Consider the following 18,609-nt stretch of genomic DNA (forward strand, 5'->3'; position numbering starts at 1 on the left):
CTCACGTGGCCACCAGCAGCACGAGCGCCGCCACCAGCCCCACCGCGTAGCTCACCTTATCTCGCAGCGCAAAGACCAGCGGATCCTCGTTCACCAGTCCCCGGTGCGCCAGCAGCCACACCCGGCTCACCCAGTACAGCATCACCGGGCACAGCATCCACAGCCGCTCGGGGTTGCTGTAGAGGACCGTCACCTCCTTGCTGGTGATGTAGAACGCCAGCACCAGCACCGAGATGTACCCGGCCGCCACACCCAGGCTCGCCAGCTGCTCGTAGTCGCTCGCCAGGTAGCCTCGGCCCGGCGTCGCCTCCTCGTTGGCCAGCCGCAGCCGCCGGACCTCGGACAGCCGCTTCACCAGCGCCAGCGACAGGAACAGGAACATCGAGAAGGTGAACAGCCAGCTCGACGTCGGCACCCCCGTCGCAAGCGAGCCGCCGAAGATGCGCACCGTGTACAGGCCCGCCAGCACCAGCACATCCAGCACCATCACCTGCTTGAGGTGCAGCGAGTACGCGAACGTCGCCAGATAGTACGTGGCCAGCAGCCCCACGAAGGGCAGCGGCAGCAGCAGCGCCGCCACCGTGAAGCCCGCCACCAACAGCACCGGCGCCAGCACCGCTCCCACCCTCACCGGCAAGTCACCCGAGGCGAACGGGCGCTTGCGCTTGGTCGGGTGCTGCCGGTCCGAGTCCAAGTCGAGCAAGTCATTGAGGATGTACACGCTGGATGCGCACAGGCTGAACGCCACGAAGGCCAGCGCCGCCTGCATCAGCAGCTCGAACTGCTGGGCCTTGTGCGCCAGCAGCGCCGGGACGAAGACCAGGATGTTCTTGGCCCACTGGTGCACGCGCAGCGCCTTCACCCACGTGCGCACGCTCGTGCGAGGCGCCTCGAAGACGCGCACCTCGCCCCGGCCCAGCGCACGCACCTTGCGCTCCAGCCCGGACGAGCCGTGCACCACCACCGCCCGCCGTGCCTCGCGCCACAGCGCCAGGTCCACCTCGCCATCGCCCGCGTAGTCGAACTCGGGGTGCGCCTGCTTCAGCCGCGCCAGCTTCCTCGCGCCCGAGAGGTTCACCGTGCCGTCGCTGGCGTACACCTCGGAGAACAACTCCAGGTGCGCCGCCACCGCGTCCGCAATGGTCTGATCCGCCGCCGTCGCCAGCACCAGCCGCCGGCCCCGCGCCTTCTCCTCCCGAAGGTAGGCCAGCAGTGGCTCGCTGTAGGGCAGGCGCGCGGCATCCAGCTTCACCCGTCGTCCCACCTCCGCCTTGAAGGCCGCCTTGCCCTTGAGCATCCACAGCGCCGCGAGCACCAGCAGCAGCGGGTTGCGCTTGAGCAGCACCAGCAGGCTCTCGTGCAGCGTGTCCGTGCGCACCAGTGTCCCGTCGAGATCGACGACGAGCGGCACGTCCGAGGCCGAGGTGGTGGCAGGTGAGGCGGAGGACATCACGGAGCCCCGTAGGGTAGCGCGGGCCCGCCACAGGCTCCATTTCCACGTGACGGCTGCTGGCCCGGACCCGGAGGGAGGGAGGGATCGGGCGCGCTCATTCCGGCTGGGCGAGGATGAGCGTCTGCAGCGGTAGCCGCCGGATGGGCTGCGTCTTGGTGATCTTGAAGCCCGCGTCGTCCAGGAAGCCCTCCACCTCGGCAGGCGTGTACGCCGCCGCCTTCGAGGTGAGGAAGTAGTGCAGGCCAATGAGGGCCGAGGCGCTCGGCTCGGCCTCCACCTCCTCGCGCAGGTACTCCAGGACAGCGAGCGTGCCCTTGGGCCCCAGCGCGGTGCGCACCCGGCGCAGCAGCGCCACGTTCTGCGCGGGCGACAGGTGGTGCACCACCTGAAACAGGAGCGCCGCATCGTACGGGCCGCCCAGCTCCGCCGTGAGGATGTCGCCCTCACGGTGCGTCACCACGTGCGACAGGCCCGCCGCCGCGATGATCTCCCGCCCCACGCGTGCACTGCCCTCCAGGTCCACCACCGTGGCCTTCAGCCCGCGGTGCTTCTGGCACAGCTCCGCCGAGAACCAGCCATGCGCCCCGCCCAGGTCCAGCAGGTGCTTGGCGCCTCGGGGCAGCGGAATGGCCGAGGCCACCTCCGGCGCCGCCAGCCGCGCCAGCTGGTGCATGGCGTGGATGTAGTCCTTCCACCGCGGGTCATCCGGCGCGAAGTCGTGGATGTCCACCGGCTTGCCGGTGCGCACTGTCTCCTCCAACTCGCTCCACCACGACCACTGGGCGTAGTTGAACTCGATGAAGCCGCCGATGTACTGCGGCGAGCGCGGATCCAGCCAGCGCCGCGCCCGCTCATCCAGCAGGTAGCGGTCGCGCTTGCGCTTCACCACCTCGCAGGACACCAGGCCCTCGAGCAGTGCGCGCGTCCCCTCGGGCGAGAGCTTCAGCCGCTCGGCCAGGGCCTCCGCGGTGGCCGGGCCCTCCGCCAGCGCCGCGTACACCCCCAGCCTCACGCCCGCCATCATCGTCCGGGAGCTCATCATCCCGAAGAAGACGTGGGCGATGGGCATGGGCGCCAGGTTGAACCAGTTCGCCACCCGCTCCAACAGGTTGTCCGCCCTGAAGCCGAGCCGCACTACGCCCTCCTCCGCAACGCCACCGCCAGCCCCACTCCCACCACCACCATCGCGGCCTCGGGGCCGCCCAGGCAGCCCACGCGCTCGGCCTCGCGAATCCCGGTGTAGCGGCACTTGCCCTGGTTGCAATTGAAGCGCGGCGAGCAGTCGGAGCTGCTCCGGCAGTTCACCACCACGCGGCCCACGCCATCCTCACCTTCTGGGTTGTCCCGGTCCGGTCCACCCTCTCCCACCGAGGCGTCCGGCGCGGTGGAAGTCCCCCCATCCTCCCCACCTGTCTGGGCGTGTGCGGCCCAGGGCACACCCAGACACAGGGTGATCGCGGCGGTGAGCAGGCAGGTTCTTAGGGACAGGGGGGCCATGGGGGTGTTCTGAACCTACCCTCCCACGCGCCCGGTTGCATCCTTTGGGAGTACAAACAGTTTCCTGATCCCGACCCGGGGTTTTGCTAGGTTACGCCCACCGATGGCCCCCCGAATCCTCGTCGTCGACGACAACCAGGAGCTCCTGTCTCTTCTCACGCAGCTCTTCGAGGATGCAGGCTATGAGGTGAGCGCGGCGAGCCGGGGCAAGCAGGCCACCGAGCTGGCCAAGGGCCAGGCGCTGTCCGCCGCGGTCATCGACGTGCTGCTGCCCGACATGATGGGCTACCACCTGGCGGACGCGCTCCGGAAGGAGCAGCCGCAGGTGCCGCTGCTCTTCATCACCGGTGTGTTCAAGGGTGGCAAGCACGCCATCGAGGCCCGGCAGAAGTACGCGGCCGCCGGCTACTTCGAGAAGCCCTTCGAGGCCCAGAAGCTCCTGGAGGCGGTGGCCAAGCTGGTGCCTCCGGAGAAGAAGGCCACGCCCCCAGCCCCCCGCCCGCAGGATGCGTTCGAGGTGGAGCTGGACATCGACGTGGAGGAGGAGGGGCCGCAGGACGCGATGGAGCTCACCGGCCGCATCAAGGTGACGGGCGGTGGCAACCTGTCGGCGGAGATTCGCGGCGCCAACCTGACGGCCAGCCCCATGCAGAAGGGGCCGGTGACCGTGGTGCGGCATCCGCAGCCGGGCCGTCCGCCGGATCCGGTGCCCGCGGGCGCGGGCGGGCCGGGCATGCGCCGCGGCGAGCTGAAGGACAACCTGCCCTCGCTCATCACTGCCTTCTTCCTGTCGAAGGAGACCGGCGAGCTGGGCGTGCAGCGCGGCAAGGTGAAGAAGGTCGTCTACTTCGAGCACGGCACGCCGGTGTTCGCGCTGTCCAACCTGTTGTCGGACCGGTTCGGCCAGTTCCTCGTGCGCGTGGGGAAGATTCGCCCCGAGCAGCTCCAGGACGCGGCCACGGTGGCCACGCAGACGCAGCGCCGCACGGGAGACATCCTGGTGGAGCGCGGGCTGCTCAAGGACACTGAGCGGCTGTACTACGTGGGCCAGCAGGTGAAGGCGATCATCTACTCGCTCTTCTCGTGGGAGGACGGCACCTACGTGATGAGCTTCAAGGAGAAGGCGACCGCCGAGTCCATCAAGCTGGACCTGCACCCGGCGAACCTGATCGTCCGCGGGGTGAAGAAGCTCTACAAGCCGGAGCGCCTGCGCCGGCTGCTGCGGCCGGAGGATCGGCTCATCCCGGCGGTGGCGCCCTCGTACAATCTCAGCGAGGTGGAGCTGGAGCGGTGGGAGGCGGAGTTGCTGCCGCGCGTGGATGGGAACCGGACGGTGGCGGAGCTCCTGGCGTACGCCAACCGGCCCGAGCAGGTGGTCTACGGCTTCCTGGTGGCGATGCAGTCGCTGGGCGTGCTGGACCGGCGGCAGTAGGCGCGGCGGTTAGAGCCGCGAGCCGATCCAAAACATGCCGAGCGCGCCCGAGCCCACGGCGATGGCGCGGTGGACCCAGGTGGCCAGTCCCGCGCCCAGGCGGGACATGCCCTCGGCGAAGATCAGACCCACGGCGCCCATGCCCAGGAGGATGCCCAGGGCGAAGCCGGGCAGGTAGCTCCACGCGCCCAGGCTCATGCTGCCGCCCATGAGGAGCGGGGGCAGCGCCAGCAGCAGCGAGCGCACGCCGCTGACGGCCATGAGGGCGCCCGCGGCGGTGCTGACCTTCTCGTGGACGTGGTGGTGGGGCTCCACGGTGTGGCCGGGCAGGTGCGGGTGTCCGTGGCGCAGGCTGTTGGGGAAGAGCAGGGCGGTGACGGCCAGGGCCACGAGCACGCCGCCACCGAACACTTCGGCCCAGCGCTCGAAGGCCTCGGACAGGCCCACCCCGGCGAGCAGGCAGACAGCGGCCACCGTGCCCAGCACCGCCGCGTGGCCGAAAGCGAAGCGCAGCGCGGTGAGCAGGGCGGCGCGGCGCCGGCCGGTGCCCAGGGTGTTGAGCGTGGCCATGGCGGCGCAGTGGTCCGGCCCCACCGCGTGGAGCAGGCCCTGGCCGAGACCGACGGCGAATGCGAAGAAGACGGGAGACACTGCGGCGCACCCTAGCCGCGCGGTGCACGTATGGCCAGCATAGGAGTCACCATGGTTTTCACTTTGATGCATCGACGGCTGGCTGCGGGGGTGTGGGTGCTGAGTTTGTGTTTGTTGCCGGGCTGTGACGAGGGCCCGAAGCAGCTCACCCAGGCCGAGGCCCAGTACGCGGACCTCGTCGGGCGCGGGGTGGCACCGAAGGATCCGGCCTGGGACTCGGTGATTGCCGCCTTCGAGGCCATCCCGAAGGACTCGAAGGCCCGGCCCGAGGCGGAGCGGCGGCTGGAAGCCTTGCGGACGCTGCGAGGCAAGCTGCCGCCCCGGCCGCTGGCCACGCCGGGTGCGACGGGGCCGGGAGCGGACGCGGTGGAGGCGCAGCGCGCGGAGTGCGAGAGGCTCGCGAAGGAGCTGGGCACGGCCTCGGAGGCGCAGCGCGAACAGGTGCGACAGGCGCTCACGGCCTGCCGGGAGAAGCTGGTGCGGCTGGAGGCCTCGGCGCACCCACCGGGCGAGGGCGGAGGAGCGGAGCCGGAGGGAGCGCACTGACGCCGGGGTGGGCGCGCCACAGGTGACCTGTGAAGTAGTGCTTGCCTCAGCCGAGCGAGGGAGCTAGCACAAGGGCCATGCCCTTCCCCTCAGTTGGCAGCAAGGCCCCCGACTTCAAGCTCGCTGATCAGACCGGCAAGACCGTGTCCCTCGCGCAGTTCGCGGGAAAGAACGTCGTCCTCTACTTCTACCCGAAGGACGACACCCCCGGCTGCACGGTGGAGGCCTGCAACTTCCGCGACGAGCACTCGGCGCTGGAGAAGGCGGGCGCGGTGGTGCTGGGCGTGTCGCCGGACACCACGAAGAGCCACGAGAAGTTCGCCAACAAGTTCAACCTGCCGTTCCCGCTGCTGGCGGACATCGAGCACAAGGTGGCGGACGCGTACGGCGCGTGGGGCGAGAAGGTGAACTACGGCCGCACGTACATGGGCATCATCCGCTCCACGGTGCTCATCGACGGCGAGGGCAAGGTGAAGCACGTGTGGCCGAAGGTGAAGGTGAACGGCCACGTGAACGAGGTGCTCTCGATGCTGACCGGAGGCACCGCCGAGGCCCCGGCCGCGGCGAAGAAGGCGCCCGCCAAGAAGGCCGCCGCGAAGAAGGCTCCCGCCGCGAAGAAGGCCGCTCCGCGCAGCCGCTGAGTTCGACTCAGGTCAGGGAGTGATGAAGAGCGCCGGGAAGAACACCCAGAGGTGCCAGAACGAGATGCGCATGAGGAGCAGCACCCCCAGGTGAAAGCTGATGGCCATCACGGCCAGCCACGGGTGCATCGCCGGCCAGAGAACCAGGGCCGGAGCGCCCAACTCGAACGCCCCTGACGCCAGTCCCATGGCGCGCCTCGCCGCGGGAACGGCCACGACGCGGCGCCCCAGCGCCGTGCCTCGGAAGAGGGTGGACGCCAGCAGGGTGCGTCCCTGGGTAAACCACTCGAGGCCCCCCACGCGCAGCTTCGAGATGCCGGCGAGCAGGTACACCAGCCCCACCTGGAACTGCATCGCGGTGAGCATGAACGACGCCAGCCGCTCGGCCTGCGCGGGAGGCGCGAGGAGCGGCGCGGCTCGAGCGATACAGTAGCCGAGCAGAAACAGGTGCACGTGGAAGACGTTGTTCCACAGCCGGGGCGACAGGCTCGCCAGGTAGCGATCGAGCAGCCCGAACGCCAGGAGCAGCGCCACGGCGGTTCCAAGCCCTCCAAGCCCCACGGCCACGAGCAGGGCGAGGAGTGACACCCCCGTGCGGAGCAGCGGCTGGAGCCGCCCCAGCGGAGGCAGCCACGAGCCGGGGCTGTAGAGCGTGGCCTCGTTCTCCGTGTAGAAGCGCCCATAGGGGGGCATGCGCGAGAGGACGAAGATGGTTCCCCCCAGCGTCATCCGCACCCACTCCAGCCGGTGCATCGCGTCCGGCTGAGAGAAGGCGAGCTCCCAAAGCATCATGAGGCGTTCCCCACCGCCGCCTCGGGGGGGGGCTCGGTTTCTGGGGAGGCCAGGTGGACCGAGCAGAGGGTCTCGAGCGGACGCTGGATGGACGCCAACTCCGCGCCCGCCACGTACTCCTCGATCGCGTACTCGTACGACACCAGCTCGAAGCCCACGAAGCGCGCTCCCGGGGGCGGCCGGATGGAGGACTCCACCTCATCGAGCGCGGCCCAGGGCGCCTCATTGAGCCGGTCGAGCATCGTCACCGCGAAGCGCTCCTGGCGCTCCGCATCGTCGCCCTCCACGAACACCTGGAAGAGCAGGCGCTGGGCCCGGAAGAACTCCACGGGCAGCACGCTGTACGGGAACACCACGCGCGAGCCCCCCAGCGAGTCGTGGAGCACGACCATCAGACGCGGCGTCACCGCCGGGACGGCATGCGAGAACATGTTCTGCGCCACGAAGGGCCAGCGGTTCGTGTTCCGCAGCGTGTGCACCAACTGCACGGCCACCAGTAGGCCGAAGCCGGCCCAGCAGCCCATCTGTACCCAGTCCATGCCCTCGACTCCGCACGCTCCACCGCCGGCGCGCCCGCCGCGGCGCTCAGCATATCGGATTGCCCCCGGTCACCCTCAACCCAGGATTCCTGGATTAAGGATAAATATCTGTAATTGCTGGGAGAATACGAATGGCCTGGAAAAATACATTCTCTGTGTTGACAGGAAAAACGGCTTAAGCCATTATTCCTCCTGTCAGCGCGAGTGCTGACTCACCCCCACGGAGATCGACCATGAACGACAAGGCCACCATCGAGATCAAGAAGGATGAGAAGAAGGCGGAGCCCAAGAAGGTCGTGGTCGTAAAGACCAGCATCAAGGCCGGTCCCGCGGCGTTCAACTAGGCCGCCCCTCGCATCTCCTGCTGTAATGACGGCCCGGCCGCTCTTCGAGAGCGCCGGGCTGTTTTCTTTTCCCCTCCGAGCCCCTGGACCTGACGGCCCCTGCCCATGAAAGACCACCTCTGGCTGCTGCCCACCGTCGTCTCATCGGTCATCGGTGATGAGCTGATCCTGTACCAGACGGAGACCCGCCTGGCGCTCTCGCCCGGAGGCCCGGAGCTCTTCGAGGTGGTGCGGCAGCTCGATGGAAACCGCACGGAGGAGGAGCTGCGCGCGCTGCCTCGGGGCGAGGAGGTGCTCGAGATCCTCGAGGGAGAGAAGTGGCTGGTCCGGCTCGAGACGCCTCTGGCGCGCTTCATCGAGGGCCGGCCGTGGATCACCCGGCAGCTCTCTTTCTACGCCCACCTCCAGCGCCGCTACCCGGATCGGATCTTCGCCGAGCTGGCGAGCGCCCACGTCGTCATCGTGGGCACGGGAGGCATCGGCTCTCATGTCGCCATGAGCCTTGCGGGCGCGGGGGTGCACCGGATGACGCTGATGGATCCGGACACCATCGACCTGAGCAATCTCAACCGGCAGTTCTTCTACACGCGCGAGGACGTGGGCTCGCGGAAGGTGGACGCGGCCGCGCGCTTCCTGCTGGCCCGCCATCCCCACCTGCAGATCGACGCCATCCCGGAGGCGCTGTTCGCCAGCGAGGGACAGGCGGACCTGCTGCGGACCGCCAACCTGATCCTCTTCGCGGGAGATGGCCCCACGGTGCTCCAGGGAATGACGGCGCGGGTGGGCAGCACGCCCGTGCTCGTGGGGGGCTACATGGGACAGATCGGCGTGGTGGGGCCCACCTTCTGGCCGGCCAAGGGCTCGGCGTGCTGGGGGTGCTGGACCGCCGCCAATGACGAGAAGCCGCTGGGGGAGATCTTCTCGACGGCGATCTCGCGCGAGGCCGCGTGGAACTCCTCGGGCGTCACCTTGAATGGCATCACCGGCAACCTCCTGGCGGAGGAGGCCCTGCGGTGCCTGGCGCCCTCGCTGGGAGGCCCCCTGCTGCTCGACGCGCGCATCTCCCTGGACATGGCGACCCTGTCGCTGAAGCGGACGCCCGAGGCCCCCGTCAACTGCCCCCACCGTCAAGAGGTCCCCAAGGCATGAGCGCCACCGACACCCAGTCCAGCTGTTTCTTCTGCAGACTCATCGCGGGCCGCGAGCAGGCGTGGAAGATCTGGGAGGACGAGCACCACCTCGCCTTCCTCACGCCGTTCCCCAACGCGGCCGGCTTCACCGTGGTGGCGCCCAAGAAGCACCTGGGCAGCTACGTGTTCTCGCTGGAGGACGCGGAGTACACCGGCCTGCTGCTGGCGGCCCGAAAGGTGGGGCTCATCCTGGACCGCGCCTTCGGCACCCGGCGCACCGGGCTGTTCGCCGAGGGCATGGGCATTGATCACGCCCACGTGAAGCTCACGCCGCTGCACGGCCTCCCCGAGGGGCCCTGGCAGGCGGTGCGCAGCACCGTGCGGACCTTCTACACGCGCTACGAGGGCTACATCGCCTCCCACGACGGGCCGCGCATGCCCGACGCGGAGCTGGACGCACTGGCCGAGCGCATCCGCAAGGCCGCCGCAGAGATTTGAGGCTCTGCCAGGTAAACGTCAAAAACACGTTTGCAGGGGCTTGCGGTTTTTTACGGACTGTGTGACTATCCTTGACGCAGCGACGCTGTCCGTTTTCACCTCAAGGAGACGCTTCCATGAACGAGAAGACCGCCCAGGAGTCCCAGAAGACCGAGAGCCCCAAGGCCGAGACCCCGGCCAAGAAGGCCGTCATCGTGAAGACCCGCATCAAGGCGGGCCCGGGCGGTGGTGGCCTTGTGCATCCGATCGCCAACTAGGTAGAAACGACAGCTCACTTGAAGAGGCAACGGCCCGGCAGCCAGAAGCGTCGGGCCGTTTGTTTTTCATGAACGACTATCTCTGGCTGCTCCCCACTGTCAGAACGTCCCTCGTGAAGGATGAGCTGATCCTCATTCAAGGAAGCAACTTCTTTTCGTTCTCACCCAACGGGCCTCAGCTCCTCGAGGCGGTGCGCCAGTTCGATGGGAACCGGACGGAGCGCGAGCTTCGTGCACTGCCCCAGGGAGAGGAGCTGCTGGGCCTGCTCGAGGAGGAGCAGTGGATCGTCCGGCTCGAAGCTCCGCTGCGTGACCTCATCGAGGGCAGACCCTGGATCAGCCGGCAGCTCTCCTTCTATGCCCACGTCCAGCGGAACTACCCCCACCGGGTCCTCGCGGAGCTGGAGAAGCGGCACGTTCTGATCGTCGGCACGGGGGGCGTCGGCTCCCATGTGGCAGCCAGTCTGGCGGGCGCGGGCGTGTGCCGGATGACGCTGATGGACCCCGACACCATCGAGCTGAGCAACCTCAACCGGCAGTTCTTCTATTCGCGTGAGGACATCGGGGCCTCCAAGGCGGCCAAGGCCGCGAGCTTCCTGCTCGCCCGCCACCCGCACCTGCAGCTCCAGACGCTGCACGAGCCTCTCTTCGCTCACGAGGAGCAGCTTCAGCGGCTTGGAGGCGTGGACCTCATTGTGTTCTGTGGCGACGGGCCCACGGTCTTGCGGAAGACCGCGCAAGTGGGAATGACGCCGGTGACCAGCGGAGGCTATGCGGGGTCGGAAGGCATCATCGGGCCGACCTGCTGGCCTGCGAAAGGCTCGGTGTGCTGGGGGTGCCGGAACGACTACAGGGATGAGCCTCGGACGATGGAGATCCTCGGCGCGCAGGTCAGCCGCGAGAATGACTGGAACCCTTCCGGTACGACGGTGAACGGCCTCGTGGGCAATCTCCTGGCCGAAGAGGCCCTGCGCTGTCTGGCACCCACGCTGGGGGGGCCCCGGCTGTTGAATGCTTACATGTCTCTGGACATGGAGAGCCTGGCGCTTCGGCGCATCGAGCTCCCTCCTGTCGAGTGCCCGCACCGCACCGAGCCCTCCACGCCACAGCCCTGAGTCCAGGGTCCGGCTGAGTGCCTGCTCGCTCCCGCCCTGAGGGGGCTCCGAAACTATCCAGCTCAGGACGGGTGCGTTACGATGTGAGCCCTCCGATTCGGCGCGCGCGTGGCCATCCCCTTCTCCCGGTCTCTCCTCTCGCTCAAGGCGGACAACCAGCGGCCCTCGCTGGTGGCGCTGCTCGTGGGCGTGTTGATCCTCGGAGGGTGGCTGGCCTGGTTCCTCTGGAGCGAGGTGCCCGTTCACGAGCTCAGCGCTCAGGCGCGCCTGGAGGTGTCTCGCGACGCGTACTCCATCGACGCGCCCGTGGCGGGCACGGTGGTGGCGCTCCCCCTGGCCTTGTCCCAGGAGGTCTCCGCGGGGCAGGTGCTCGTCGAGCTGGACACCGCGCCCGCGCGGCTCAAGTTGCAGGAGGCGCGCGCCCGTCGTGAGAGCCTGTCCCAACAGCTGACGGCCCTGCGCGCCCAGCTCGTCTCGGAGGAGACCACGCTGCAGAACACCCGGAAGGCCACCGACGCTTCGCTGGAGGAGGCGCGGGCCCTGCTCTCGCAGGCGGAGACTTCGGCGCGGTTCGCCGAGGGGGAGCTGCGGCGGACCACCGGGCTGCTGGATGGCGGGTTTGTCGCCGAGGCCGAGCACCAGCGCACCACGAGCGAGACGTCCCAGCGGCAGGGCGCCGTGGAGGCCCAGCGCCGGCTGGTGGAGCGGCTGACGTGGGATGCCCGCGCGAAGCTCAGCAGCCAGCAGGCCCACATGGAGGATCTCCGCCGCCAGGCCGCGCTCCTCGAGGGCGAGGTCCAGGCCCAGAGCGCGCAGGTGGAGCAGCTCGACTATGAGCTGACGCTGCGGACCATCCGCGCACCCGCCGCGGGCCGCGTCGCCGCGCTTGCGCCGCTGCGCACGGGCATGGTGGTGCGCCAGGGAGACACGCTGGCCTCGGTTGTTCCCACCGGTGAGCTGAAGGTGATCGCGGACTTCCCGCCTCCCGCAGCGCTCGGGCGGATCCGCCCCGGCCAGCCCGCCCAGGTGCGGCTGGATGGGTTCCCCTGGGTCCAGTACGGGAGCATCCAGGCCCGGGTCTCCAGCGTGGCGAGCGAGGCGCGCGCCGGCATCGTCCGCGTGGAGTTCGACGTCCAGCCGGACTCCTCGTCCGCCATTCCCCGGCAGCACGGCCTCACCGGCTCCGTCGAAGTCGAGGTGGAGCGCACCACCCCCGCCCGGCTCGTGCTGCGCGCGGTGGGGGAGCGCCTCCGAGGTGCCGGGCTGCAAGGGACCGCGCCATGAGCTCGCGGCGCCTCCTGGTGCCCGAGGTCATTCAGACCTCGGCGATGGACTGCGGCCCAGCCTCCCTCAAGAGCCTGCTCGAGGGACTGGGCCGTCCCGTCAGCTACGGCCGTCTGCGCGAGGCCTGCCAGACGGACGTCGATGGCACTTCGATTGATACGCTCGAGGACCTCATGGTGCAACTCGGGCTGGAGGCCGAGCAGGTCCTCCTGCCCAGCGACCACCTGCTGCTCCCGGAGGCTGAGTCCCTGCCCGCGCTCGGGCTGATCCGGCTGCCCACGGGCTTTGCCCATTTCGTGGTCATCTGGGCGCGCCACGGGCCGCTCGTGCAGGTGATGGATCCGGCCACGGGCCGCCGGTGGCCCACGGCCCGCCGCTTCGTCCAGGATCTCTATCCGCACATCATGTCCCTGCCTGCCGAGGGCTGGCGAGAGTGGGCGCTCAGCGACGAGTTCCTCAAGCCGCTGGGCGCGCGCCTGGCGCAGCTGGGCGTGAAAGGGAGCGATGCGGAGCGGCTCATCTCGGCCGCCACGGTGGTTCCCGGTCCCATGGGCATCGCTACGCTCGATGCGGCCACGCGGATGACGGAGGCCATGGTCTCCGCGGACATTCTCCGCCGGAGCAACGCCCGGCCCGTGGTGGGGTCCCTCTTCGAGCGCGCCCGCGCCTCGGCCGAGGGGCCCGAGCGCATCATCCCCGAGGCCTATTGGACGGTGCGCCCCGCGCCCGAGGAAGAGGGGCAGGAGCCCCAGGTGCGCGTCCGGGGCACCGTCGCCGTCCGGGTGAAGGGGCTCAAGGCCCTCGCTCCGCAAGCGGGTACGGCTGCGGACGATGGGGGCGCCGCGCTCTCTCCGGAGCTGCAGGCCGCGCTGACGGAGCCGCCTGCCCGTCCGGGCCATCAGCTCTGGAGCCTGGTGCGCCAGGAGCCGCTGCCGCTGCTCTGGGCAGCGCTCACCGGCTTGGGGCTCGGCGCGGGGGCGGTGGTGCTGCAGGCCCTGCTCTTCCGCAGCCTGTTGGATCTGGGGCGCAGCTTCGGTCCGCCCTTGGAGCGGCTCGGAGTGCTCGCCGGGCTCCTGCTCTTCCTGGGAGCGCTCGCGCTGGTGGAGCTCCCCACCGCGCTGCTGCTCAAGAGCCTCGGGCGCAAGCTGGAGGCCCGGCTGCGCATCGCGTTCTTCGAGAAGATTCCCAAGCTCGGTGACCGCTACTTCCGCAGCCGGCCCAGCTCCGACATGGCCCACCGCAGCCACGAGCTTCATGGCCTCCGGTTGCTGCCTGATCTGATGGGCCGGGCGGTGCGGGCCCTCGTCGAGCTGGGGGTGACGACAGCGGGCATCCTCTGGCTGGCGCCCTCCAGCGCCGTCCCCGCCCTGCTGGCGTGTGCCGCCGGTGTGCTCGTGCCACTCGGGCTTCAGCCGCTGCTCGCCCAGTGGGACATGCGGGTCCGCACGCACACGGGCTCGCTGAGCCTCTTCTACCTGGATGCCTTCCTGGGCCTGGTCCCCATTCGCACCCATGCAGCGGCGCGCGCCGTCCGCGCCGAGCACGAGGGGTTGCTGGTCGAGTGGAGCAAGGCCGCTCGGAGCTACCTGAAGGCGGGCGTCATGGCCGAGGGGCTCCAGGCCCTCTGCGGATTCGGGCTGGCCGCATGGCTCGTCACCAGCCACATCACCCACGCGAGCGACTCCAGCCGCGTGCTGTTGCTCATCTACTGGGCCCTCAACCTCCCGGTGCTCGGCAGTGAGCTGACGGCGGTGGCCCGGGAGTATCCGGGGCTGCGCAACACCACGCTCCGGCTCCTGGAGCCGCTGGGCGCCCGCGAGGAGGAGGCTCGTACGGATGGCTCGGTGCAGGCCCCCGTGTCTGGAGCTGAGCCTGCGGCTGTCTCGGTCTCTCTGGAGAAGGTGACGGTCCACGCCGCAGGGCATGTCATCCTCCAGGACGTGGATCTGCGCGTCGCGCCGGGGAGCCACGTGGCCGTCATCGGGCCGTCGGGAGCGGGCAAGTCCAGCCTCATTGGGCTCCTGCTCGGCTGGCACCTGCCCTCCACGGGCGAGCTGCGGGTGGATGGGGCGCGGTTGGAGGCGGAGCGGCTGGTGGCGCTGCGCCGGCAGACAGTATGGGTGGATCCGGCAACGCAGTTGTGGAACCGCAGCCTGCTGGAGAACCTGCGCTACGGCACGGGCCAGGGCGCCGCGTCCCTGCCTCGGGTGCTGGAGCAGGCCGAGCTGCTGACGGTGCTCGCCCGCATGCCGGAGGGGCTGCAGACGCCGCTCGGAGAGGGCGGCGGCATGGTCTCCGGTGGCGAGGGCCAGCGCGTCCGGCTGGGCAGGGCGATGCTCCAGGAGCAGGTGCGCATGGTGGTGCTCGACGAGCCCTTCCGCGGACTGGATCGCGAGCGGCGGCACCGGCTCATGCTCAACGCCCGGGAGCTGTGGAAGGGCAAGACGCTGTTCTGCATCACCCATGATGTGCGGGAGACGCTCGGCTTCGAGCGGGTGCTGGTCATCGAAGGAGGGCGGCTCGTCGAGGACGGTCCTCCCGCGGAGCTCTCGGCCCGGCCGGACTCGCGCTACCGCGCGCTGCTGGACGCCGAGGAGCTGGCCGACCGGGAGATCTGGCAGGGCTCCGAGTGGCGGCGGCTCCGGCTCGAGCAGGGCCAGCTGCGCGAGGAGCAGCCCACGAGGAAGACGGCATGAGCGCCGTGGACGCGGCCTCCTGGCCTCTGGAGCGCCTCTCGGAGGCGATGCTCGCTCTGGGCCGCTGGAGCGGGCTGGTGCCGAAGCAGGTGGAGCTGGCGCCGCCTCCGGGCTGGCTGGGCACGGGCGACCGCTATCAGCTGACGCGGTGGATCGCCGCGGCGGGCCGGTGGATCGGGGTGGACGTGGTGCACCTCGACACGCCTTATGTGGAGGTGGACTCGCTGCTGCGGGGCGCGGGGCCGGCGCTGCTGATGCTGTCGGAGAGCGATGCGCAGGTGCCGCGCTTCCTGCTGCTGGCGCGGGGCGGCCGGCACAAGGTCAGCGTCCTCGGGCCGGATCTCCAGCTCCACGCGCTGCCACTCGAGGAGGTCCGCAAGCGGCTCTGCCACCGGTTGGAGAGCCACGTCCGAAAGGATGTCGAGGAGGTACTGGCGGCCACAGGCCTGAAGGGGCGGCGCCGGCGGCGGGCCGAGGACGGGCTCTATCGAGGGCTGCTCGGATCCAGGAACGTCTCGGGCTGCTGGGGGCTCCGTCCGCTGCCGGGGAGCGACTTCTGGCATCAGGCTCAGCAGGCCGGGCTGATGCGGCGGCTGGGCACGTTCCTGGGGGCCCATGCCCTCCAGTATGGGCTCTGGCTGGTGTCGTGGTGGCTGATCGGCAAGGCGGCGCTGGAGGGGATTCTCGCTCCAGGGTGGTTGCTGGCGTGGGGGCTCGTTCTCGCGACGGTGATTCCCCTGCGCTTGCTGGCCTCGTGGTCCGGCGGGCACCTGGCCATCCTCGTGGGCACGCTGCTCAAGCAGCGCCTGCTGGTAGGGGCGCTCAAGCTGGAGCCCGAGGAGATCCGCACTCAAGGCACAGGCCAGCTCCTGGGCAAGGTCCTCGAGTCCCAGGCCGTCGAGTCGCTCGCCATCAGTGGAGGCCTGAGCGCGGGAATGGCTTCGATCGAGCTGCTCGCAGCGGGGCTGCTCTTCCTCGCCGCGCCCAGTGGGACGTTGTCCCTGGCGCTGCTGGTGGGCACGCTCGGGGTGATGGGGTACTGCGCGGTGCGCTACTGGCGGGCGCGCCAGCGGTGGACCCACCAGCGCCTCACCCTGACGCATACGCTGGTGGAGAACCTGCTGGGACACCGCACGCGGATCGTCCAGCAGCCTCGGGAGCAGTGGCACACCTCCGAGGATCAAGCGCTCGAGGACTACCTGGCGCCCTCCCGCTCCGTGGATCGCGCGGCGGTGGTGCTGAGCCTGCTCATCCCGCATGCGTGGCTGATCCTCGGAGTGGCAGGTCTGGCGCCTGCCTTCCTGGGCGGGGCGGCGGGCGTGTCGGACGTGGCCGTGGTGCTGGGCATCACGCTGCTGGCGTACCAGTCCCTGCGGCGGTTCGCCTCGGGACTGATCAACCTGTCGGGAGCGGGGATCGCCTGGAGCCAGATCCGCGCCATCTTCCAGGCGGCGGCGAGGCCGGAGCGGGCGGGGCACCCGGAGTTCGCGCTGGCCCGGCAGGGCGAGGCACCCTCACATGCAGTGGTGAATGGCTCGGGGCTCGTCTACCGGTATGAGGGGCGGGTGACTCCCGTGCTGAGCGGCGCGGATCTGCGCATCCACCTCGGCGAGCGGATCCTCCTGGAGGGGCCCTCGGGAGGCGGCAAGTCCACGCTCGGCTCGGTGCTCGCGGGACTGCGCTCCCAGGAGTCGGGCCTGCTGCTCGCGGATGGACTGGACCGCCACACGCTGGGGGATGTGGGCTGGGCGCGGCGGATTGTCTCGGCGCCGCAGTTCCACGAGAACCACGTGCTGACGGGCACCTTCGCCTTCAACCTGCTGATGGGCTGCGAGTGGCCTCCCCGTGGTGCGGACCTCCAAGAGGCGGAGGCCCTCTGTCACGAGCTGGGGCTGGGGGAGCTCCTCTCCCGGATGCCCTCGGGGCTCCAGCAGCAGTTGGGAGAGATTGGCTGGCAGCTCTCGCATGGTGAGCGCAGCCGCCTCTTCATTGCCCGGGCGCTGCTGCAGAAGTCGAGCCTCGTCATCCTCGACGAGAGCTTTGCCGCGCTGGATCCGGAGACGCTCCGGGTGGCCATGCGCTGTGTCTTCGAGCGCGCGCCCAGCCTGCTCGTCATCGCCCACCCGTAGAGCGCCTCACGTTGGCGTACAGGCTCCTGCCCGGCCTCCGCGGGCCAGAGAGACTTGCCCCGCGAGGAACGCCGTGACATATTTTGGTCATGCAACCAAGATTGATGGACACCGCGAGGGTTGTGCGTCAGGAGGCTGGCATCCGGACGGATCTGCCGTGCTTCCTGTTGCGAGGGGTGTTCTCCCGGGGCGAGTGTGCCCAAGTCATCCAGGAGGCGGAGGAGGCGGGCTTCCAGGCGATGGGAGGGGACTACCCGCCCTCGTACCGGGACAACGACCGCCGGGTCCGCGACGACGCGGCGCTGGCGGAGGCTGTCTTCGAGCGCATTCGTCCCTTCTTGCCTGAGCGGCTCGTGGACGCGTCGGGTGAGGCGTGGCGCCTGCAGGGGCTCAACCCGCGCTTCCGCTTCTGCCGCTACCGGGGAGGCCAGCGGTTCTGCATCCACCGGGATGGGGCGTATGCACAGAGCCCCCAGGTGCGCTCGCGGCTGACGTGCATGCTGTACCTCAACGACAGCGGGGAGTTCTCCGGCGGAGCGACGCGCTACTACGCCGAGCGCACGGAGGACGCGGGGTTGCTGGGCGTGGTGCGGCCCGAGGCGGGCACGCTGATCGTCTTCGACCACGAGCTCTGGCACGACGGAGAGGCCGTCACCTCGGGCACCAAGTACGTGATGCGGACGGATGTCCTCTATGAGCGCGAGTCGCTCGGGCGCGGTGACACGGCGGAGGTGCTCACCGGGCACCAGGGCTACGTCTGGCATGTGCTGGCCCGCCGGGATGGGAGCCTGGCCACCGCCTCCCGCGATGGGACCGTGCGGCTGTGGAAGCAGTCGAGGGACACGTGGCGGCAGGACGCGGTGCTCACGGGGCACACGGCTTCGGTCGTCGCGCTGGCGGAGGACAGCGAGGGAAGGCTGTGGAGCGCGTCGCGAGACCGCACCGTGCGCCGCTGGGAGGCGGGGACCTCTCAGGTCATCGGCCGTCACGAGGGAGCCGTGCTGTGCCTCGCCGCGCTGCCGGATGGGCAGCTGGCGAGCGGTGGCGCGGATGGAGCCATTCGCTTGTGGTCCGCACAGGGAGCGCCCCTCGGTGTCCTGCGTGGACACACCGGCTGGATCTGGGCGCTCGTTCCGCTCGAGGGCGGACGGCTCGCCTCGGCCTCCGAGGACGGCACGGTGCGCCTGTGGAGCCTGGAGACGCTGCGTGAGGCCTCCGCACCCGCAGAGACTGGAGCACCGGTGCGTGCACTCGCCGCCCTTCCTTCCGGAAGGCTCATCTCCGGCCAGGCCACAGGGGAACTCTCCCAGTGGCAGCTCGTGCAGGCTCCTCACCTGGCCCTGGAGCTTCGGGGTTGCCGCCGTGTGCACACCGGTGCTGTGTGCTCCATCGCTCCGCTCAGTGAGGACAGGGTGGCGAGCGGCGGAGAAGACGACGGCATTCATGTCACCCGCCTGCCGGACTTCACCTCCCTGGCCTCCCACCGCCACGAGGGCTTCGTCCGGAGCCTCGCGGTACTGCCTGGGGAGCGGCTCGCGAGCGCCTCCTACGACACCACCGTGCGGCTGTGGCATCCGCCGCAGCTCCTGCCCGCGTGAGCCTCCG

17 protein-coding genes are annotated in these 18,609 nt (G+C 69.8%); 11 read left to right on the top strand and 6 right to left on the bottom strand.

The window, feature by feature from the left end; all coding sequences use genetic code 11:
- Position 1 precedes the first annotated feature (1 nt).
- The 3 genes from DB31_RS13695 to DB31_RS13705 form a co-directional block, all read right to left on the bottom strand.
- Positions 2 to 1,450 carry a UbiA family prenyltransferase gene (locus DB31_RS13695; protein WP_044188066.1) on the bottom strand — a complete coding sequence of 483 codons (1,449 nt, stop codon included), beginning with the start codon at positions 1,448 to 1,450 and terminating at the stop codon, positions 2 to 4.
- A 97-nt stretch (positions 1,451 to 1,547) separates the two neighbouring features.
- Positions 1,548 to 2,588: a class I SAM-dependent methyltransferase gene (locus tag DB31_RS13700; protein WP_044187414.1), complete on the bottom strand. Its 1,041-nt coding sequence runs from the start codon at positions 2,586 to 2,588 to the stop codon at positions 1,548 to 1,550.
- A complete protein-coding gene (locus DB31_RS13705; RefSeq protein WP_044187416.1) occupies positions 2,588 to 2,950 on the bottom strand; it encodes an MXAN_6627.5 family MYXO-CTERM protein in 363 nt (120 codons plus the stop codon). The genes DB31_RS13700 and DB31_RS13705 overlap by 1 nt, the downstream gene beginning before the upstream one ends.
- 103 nt (positions 2,951 to 3,053) lie before the next feature.
- On the opposite strand from DB31_RS13705, the gene DB31_RS13710 reads away from it, so the two are divergent.
- Positions 3,054 to 4,382: a response regulator gene (locus tag DB31_RS13710; RefSeq protein WP_083968253.1), complete on the top strand. Its 1,329-nt coding sequence runs from the start codon at positions 3,054 to 3,056 to the stop codon at positions 4,380 to 4,382.
- Positions 4,383 to 4,391: 9 nt separating this feature from the next.
- On the opposite strand, the gene DB31_RS13715 is transcribed toward DB31_RS13710, so the two are convergent.
- The gene (locus DB31_RS13715) at positions 4,392 to 5,033 is read right to left on the bottom strand and encodes a hypothetical protein (RefSeq protein WP_044187420.1); all 642 of its coding nucleotides are present in this window, start codon (positions 5,031 to 5,033) and stop codon (positions 4,392 to 4,394) included.
- 51 nt (positions 5,034 to 5,084) lie between these two features.
- Between DB31_RS13715 and DB31_RS13720 the strand changes: the two genes are divergently transcribed.
- Both DB31_RS13720 and bcp read left to right on the top strand, forming a co-directional pair.
- The gene (locus tag DB31_RS13720; RefSeq protein ID WP_240486683.1) at positions 5,085 to 5,579 is read left to right on the top strand and encodes a hypothetical protein; all 495 of its coding nucleotides are present in this window, start codon (positions 5,085 to 5,087) and stop codon (positions 5,577 to 5,579) included.
- 77 nt (positions 5,580 to 5,656) lie between these two features.
- A complete protein-coding gene (gene bcp / locus DB31_RS13725) occupies positions 5,657 to 6,220 on the top strand; it encodes a thioredoxin-dependent thiol peroxidase (protein ID WP_075305989.1) in 564 nt (187 codons plus the stop codon).
- Between the two features lie 12 nt (positions 6,221 to 6,232).
- Here the strand turns inward: bcp and DB31_RS13730 are convergent, their stop codons facing one another.
- Positions 6,233 to 7,012 carry an HTTM domain-containing protein gene (locus DB31_RS13730; RefSeq protein ID WP_157231973.1) on the bottom strand — a complete coding sequence of 260 codons (780 nt, stop codon included), beginning with the start codon at positions 7,010 to 7,012 and terminating at the stop codon, positions 6,233 to 6,235.
- Entirely contained in the window at positions 7,009 to 7,551 is a 543-nt protein-coding gene (locus DB31_RS13735) for a hypothetical protein (protein ID WP_044187424.1), read from the bottom strand. The genes DB31_RS13730 and DB31_RS13735 overlap by 4 nt, the downstream gene beginning before the upstream one ends.
- Before the next feature lie 449 nt (positions 7,552 to 8,000).
- Here DB31_RS13735 and DB31_RS13740 point away from each other — a divergent pair, with 449 nt between their 5' ends.
- The 8 genes from DB31_RS13740 (at position 8,001) to DB31_RS13770 (ending at position 18,602) form a co-directional block, all read left to right on the top strand.
- Entirely contained in the window at positions 8,001 to 9,044 is a 1,044-nt protein-coding gene (locus DB31_RS13740; RefSeq protein ID WP_044187426.1) for a HesA/MoeB/ThiF family protein, read from the top strand.
- Complete coding sequence (locus tag DB31_RS13745; protein WP_044187428.1) at positions 9,041 to 9,523, top strand: HIT family protein; 483 nt, start codon at positions 9,041 to 9,043, stop codon at positions 9,521 to 9,523. The genes DB31_RS13740 and DB31_RS13745 overlap by 4 nt, the downstream gene beginning before the upstream one ends.
- A 116-nt stretch (positions 9,524 to 9,639) precedes the next feature.
- The gene (locus DB31_RS48785; protein ID WP_157231974.1) at positions 9,640 to 9,780 is read left to right on the top strand and encodes a hypothetical protein; all 141 of its coding nucleotides are present in this window, start codon (positions 9,640 to 9,642) and stop codon (positions 9,778 to 9,780) included.
- A gap of 113 nt (positions 9,781 to 9,893) precedes the next feature.
- The gene (locus tag DB31_RS13750) at positions 9,894 to 10,895 is read left to right on the top strand and encodes a ThiF family adenylyltransferase (protein WP_157231975.1); all 1,002 of its coding nucleotides are present in this window, start codon (positions 9,894 to 9,896) and stop codon (positions 10,893 to 10,895) included.
- 108 nt (positions 10,896 to 11,003) lie between these two features.
- Complete coding sequence (locus tag DB31_RS13755) at positions 11,004 to 12,179, top strand: HlyD family secretion protein (protein WP_044187432.1); 1,176 nt, start codon at positions 11,004 to 11,006, stop codon at positions 12,177 to 12,179.
- On the top strand, positions 12,176 to 14,875 hold the full coding sequence (locus tag DB31_RS13760; protein WP_044187435.1) for an ATP-binding cassette domain-containing protein: 2,700 nt from the start codon (positions 12,176 to 12,178) through the stop codon (positions 14,873 to 14,875). Before DB31_RS13755 ends, DB31_RS13760 begins: the two co-directional genes overlap by 4 nt.
- Complete coding sequence (locus tag DB31_RS13765; protein ID WP_052419944.1) at positions 14,872 to 17,004, top strand: ATP-binding cassette domain-containing protein; 2,133 nt, start codon at positions 14,872 to 14,874, stop codon at positions 17,002 to 17,004. The genes DB31_RS13760 and DB31_RS13765 overlap by 4 nt, the downstream gene beginning before the upstream one ends.
- 122 nt (positions 17,005 to 17,126) lie before the next feature.
- Entirely contained in the window at positions 17,127 to 18,602 is a 1,476-nt protein-coding gene (locus DB31_RS13770; protein ID WP_052419945.1) for a 2OG-Fe(II) oxygenase, read from the top strand.
- Positions 18,603 to 18,609 lie beyond the last annotated feature (7 nt).

This window comes from Hyalangium minutum, assembly GCF_000737315.1.
Lineage (GTDB): Bacteria > Myxococcota > Myxococcia > Myxococcales > Myxococcaceae > Hyalangium > Hyalangium minutum.

Excerpts from the sequence above, each read along its gene's own strand:
- DB31_RS13695 (WP_044188066.1), bottom strand. The coding sequence starts at position 1,450 with ATGTCCTCCGCCTCACCTGCCACCACCTCGGCCTCGGACGTGCCGCTC.
- DB31_RS13705 (WP_044187416.1), bottom strand. The coding sequence starts at position 2,950 with ATGGCCCCCCTGTCCCTAAGAACCTGCCTGCTCACCGCCGCGATCACC.
- DB31_RS13710 (WP_083968253.1), top strand. The coding sequence starts at position 3,054 with ATGGCCCCCCGAATCCTCGTCGTCGACGACAACCAGGAGCTCCTGTCT.
- DB31_RS13720 (WP_240486683.1), top strand. The coding sequence starts at position 5,085 with ATGGTTTTCACTTTGATGCATCGACGGCTGGCTGCGGGGGTGTGGGTG.
- bcp (WP_075305989.1), top strand. The coding sequence starts at position 5,657 with ATGCCCTTCCCCTCAGTTGGCAGCAAGGCCCCCGACTTCAAGCTCGCT.
- DB31_RS13730 (WP_157231973.1), bottom strand. The coding sequence starts at position 7,012 with ATGATGCTTTGGGAGCTCGCCTTCTCTCAGCCGGACGCGATGCACCGG.
- DB31_RS13735 (WP_044187424.1), bottom strand. The coding sequence starts at position 7,551 with ATGGACTGGGTACAGATGGGCTGCTGGGCCGGCTTCGGCCTACTGGTG.
- DB31_RS13740 (WP_044187426.1), top strand. The coding sequence starts at position 8,001 with ATGAAAGACCACCTCTGGCTGCTGCCCACCGTCGTCTCATCGGTCATC.
- DB31_RS13745 (WP_044187428.1), top strand. The coding sequence starts at position 9,041 with ATGAGCGCCACCGACACCCAGTCCAGCTGTTTCTTCTGCAGACTCATC.
- DB31_RS48785 (WP_157231974.1), top strand. The coding sequence starts at position 9,640 with ATGAACGAGAAGACCGCCCAGGAGTCCCAGAAGACCGAGAGCCCCAAG.
- DB31_RS13760 (WP_044187435.1), top strand. The coding sequence starts at position 12,176 with ATGAGCTCGCGGCGCCTCCTGGTGCCCGAGGTCATTCAGACCTCGGCG.
- DB31_RS13765 (WP_052419944.1), top strand. The coding sequence starts at position 14,872 with ATGAGCGCCGTGGACGCGGCCTCCTGGCCTCTGGAGCGCCTCTCGGAG.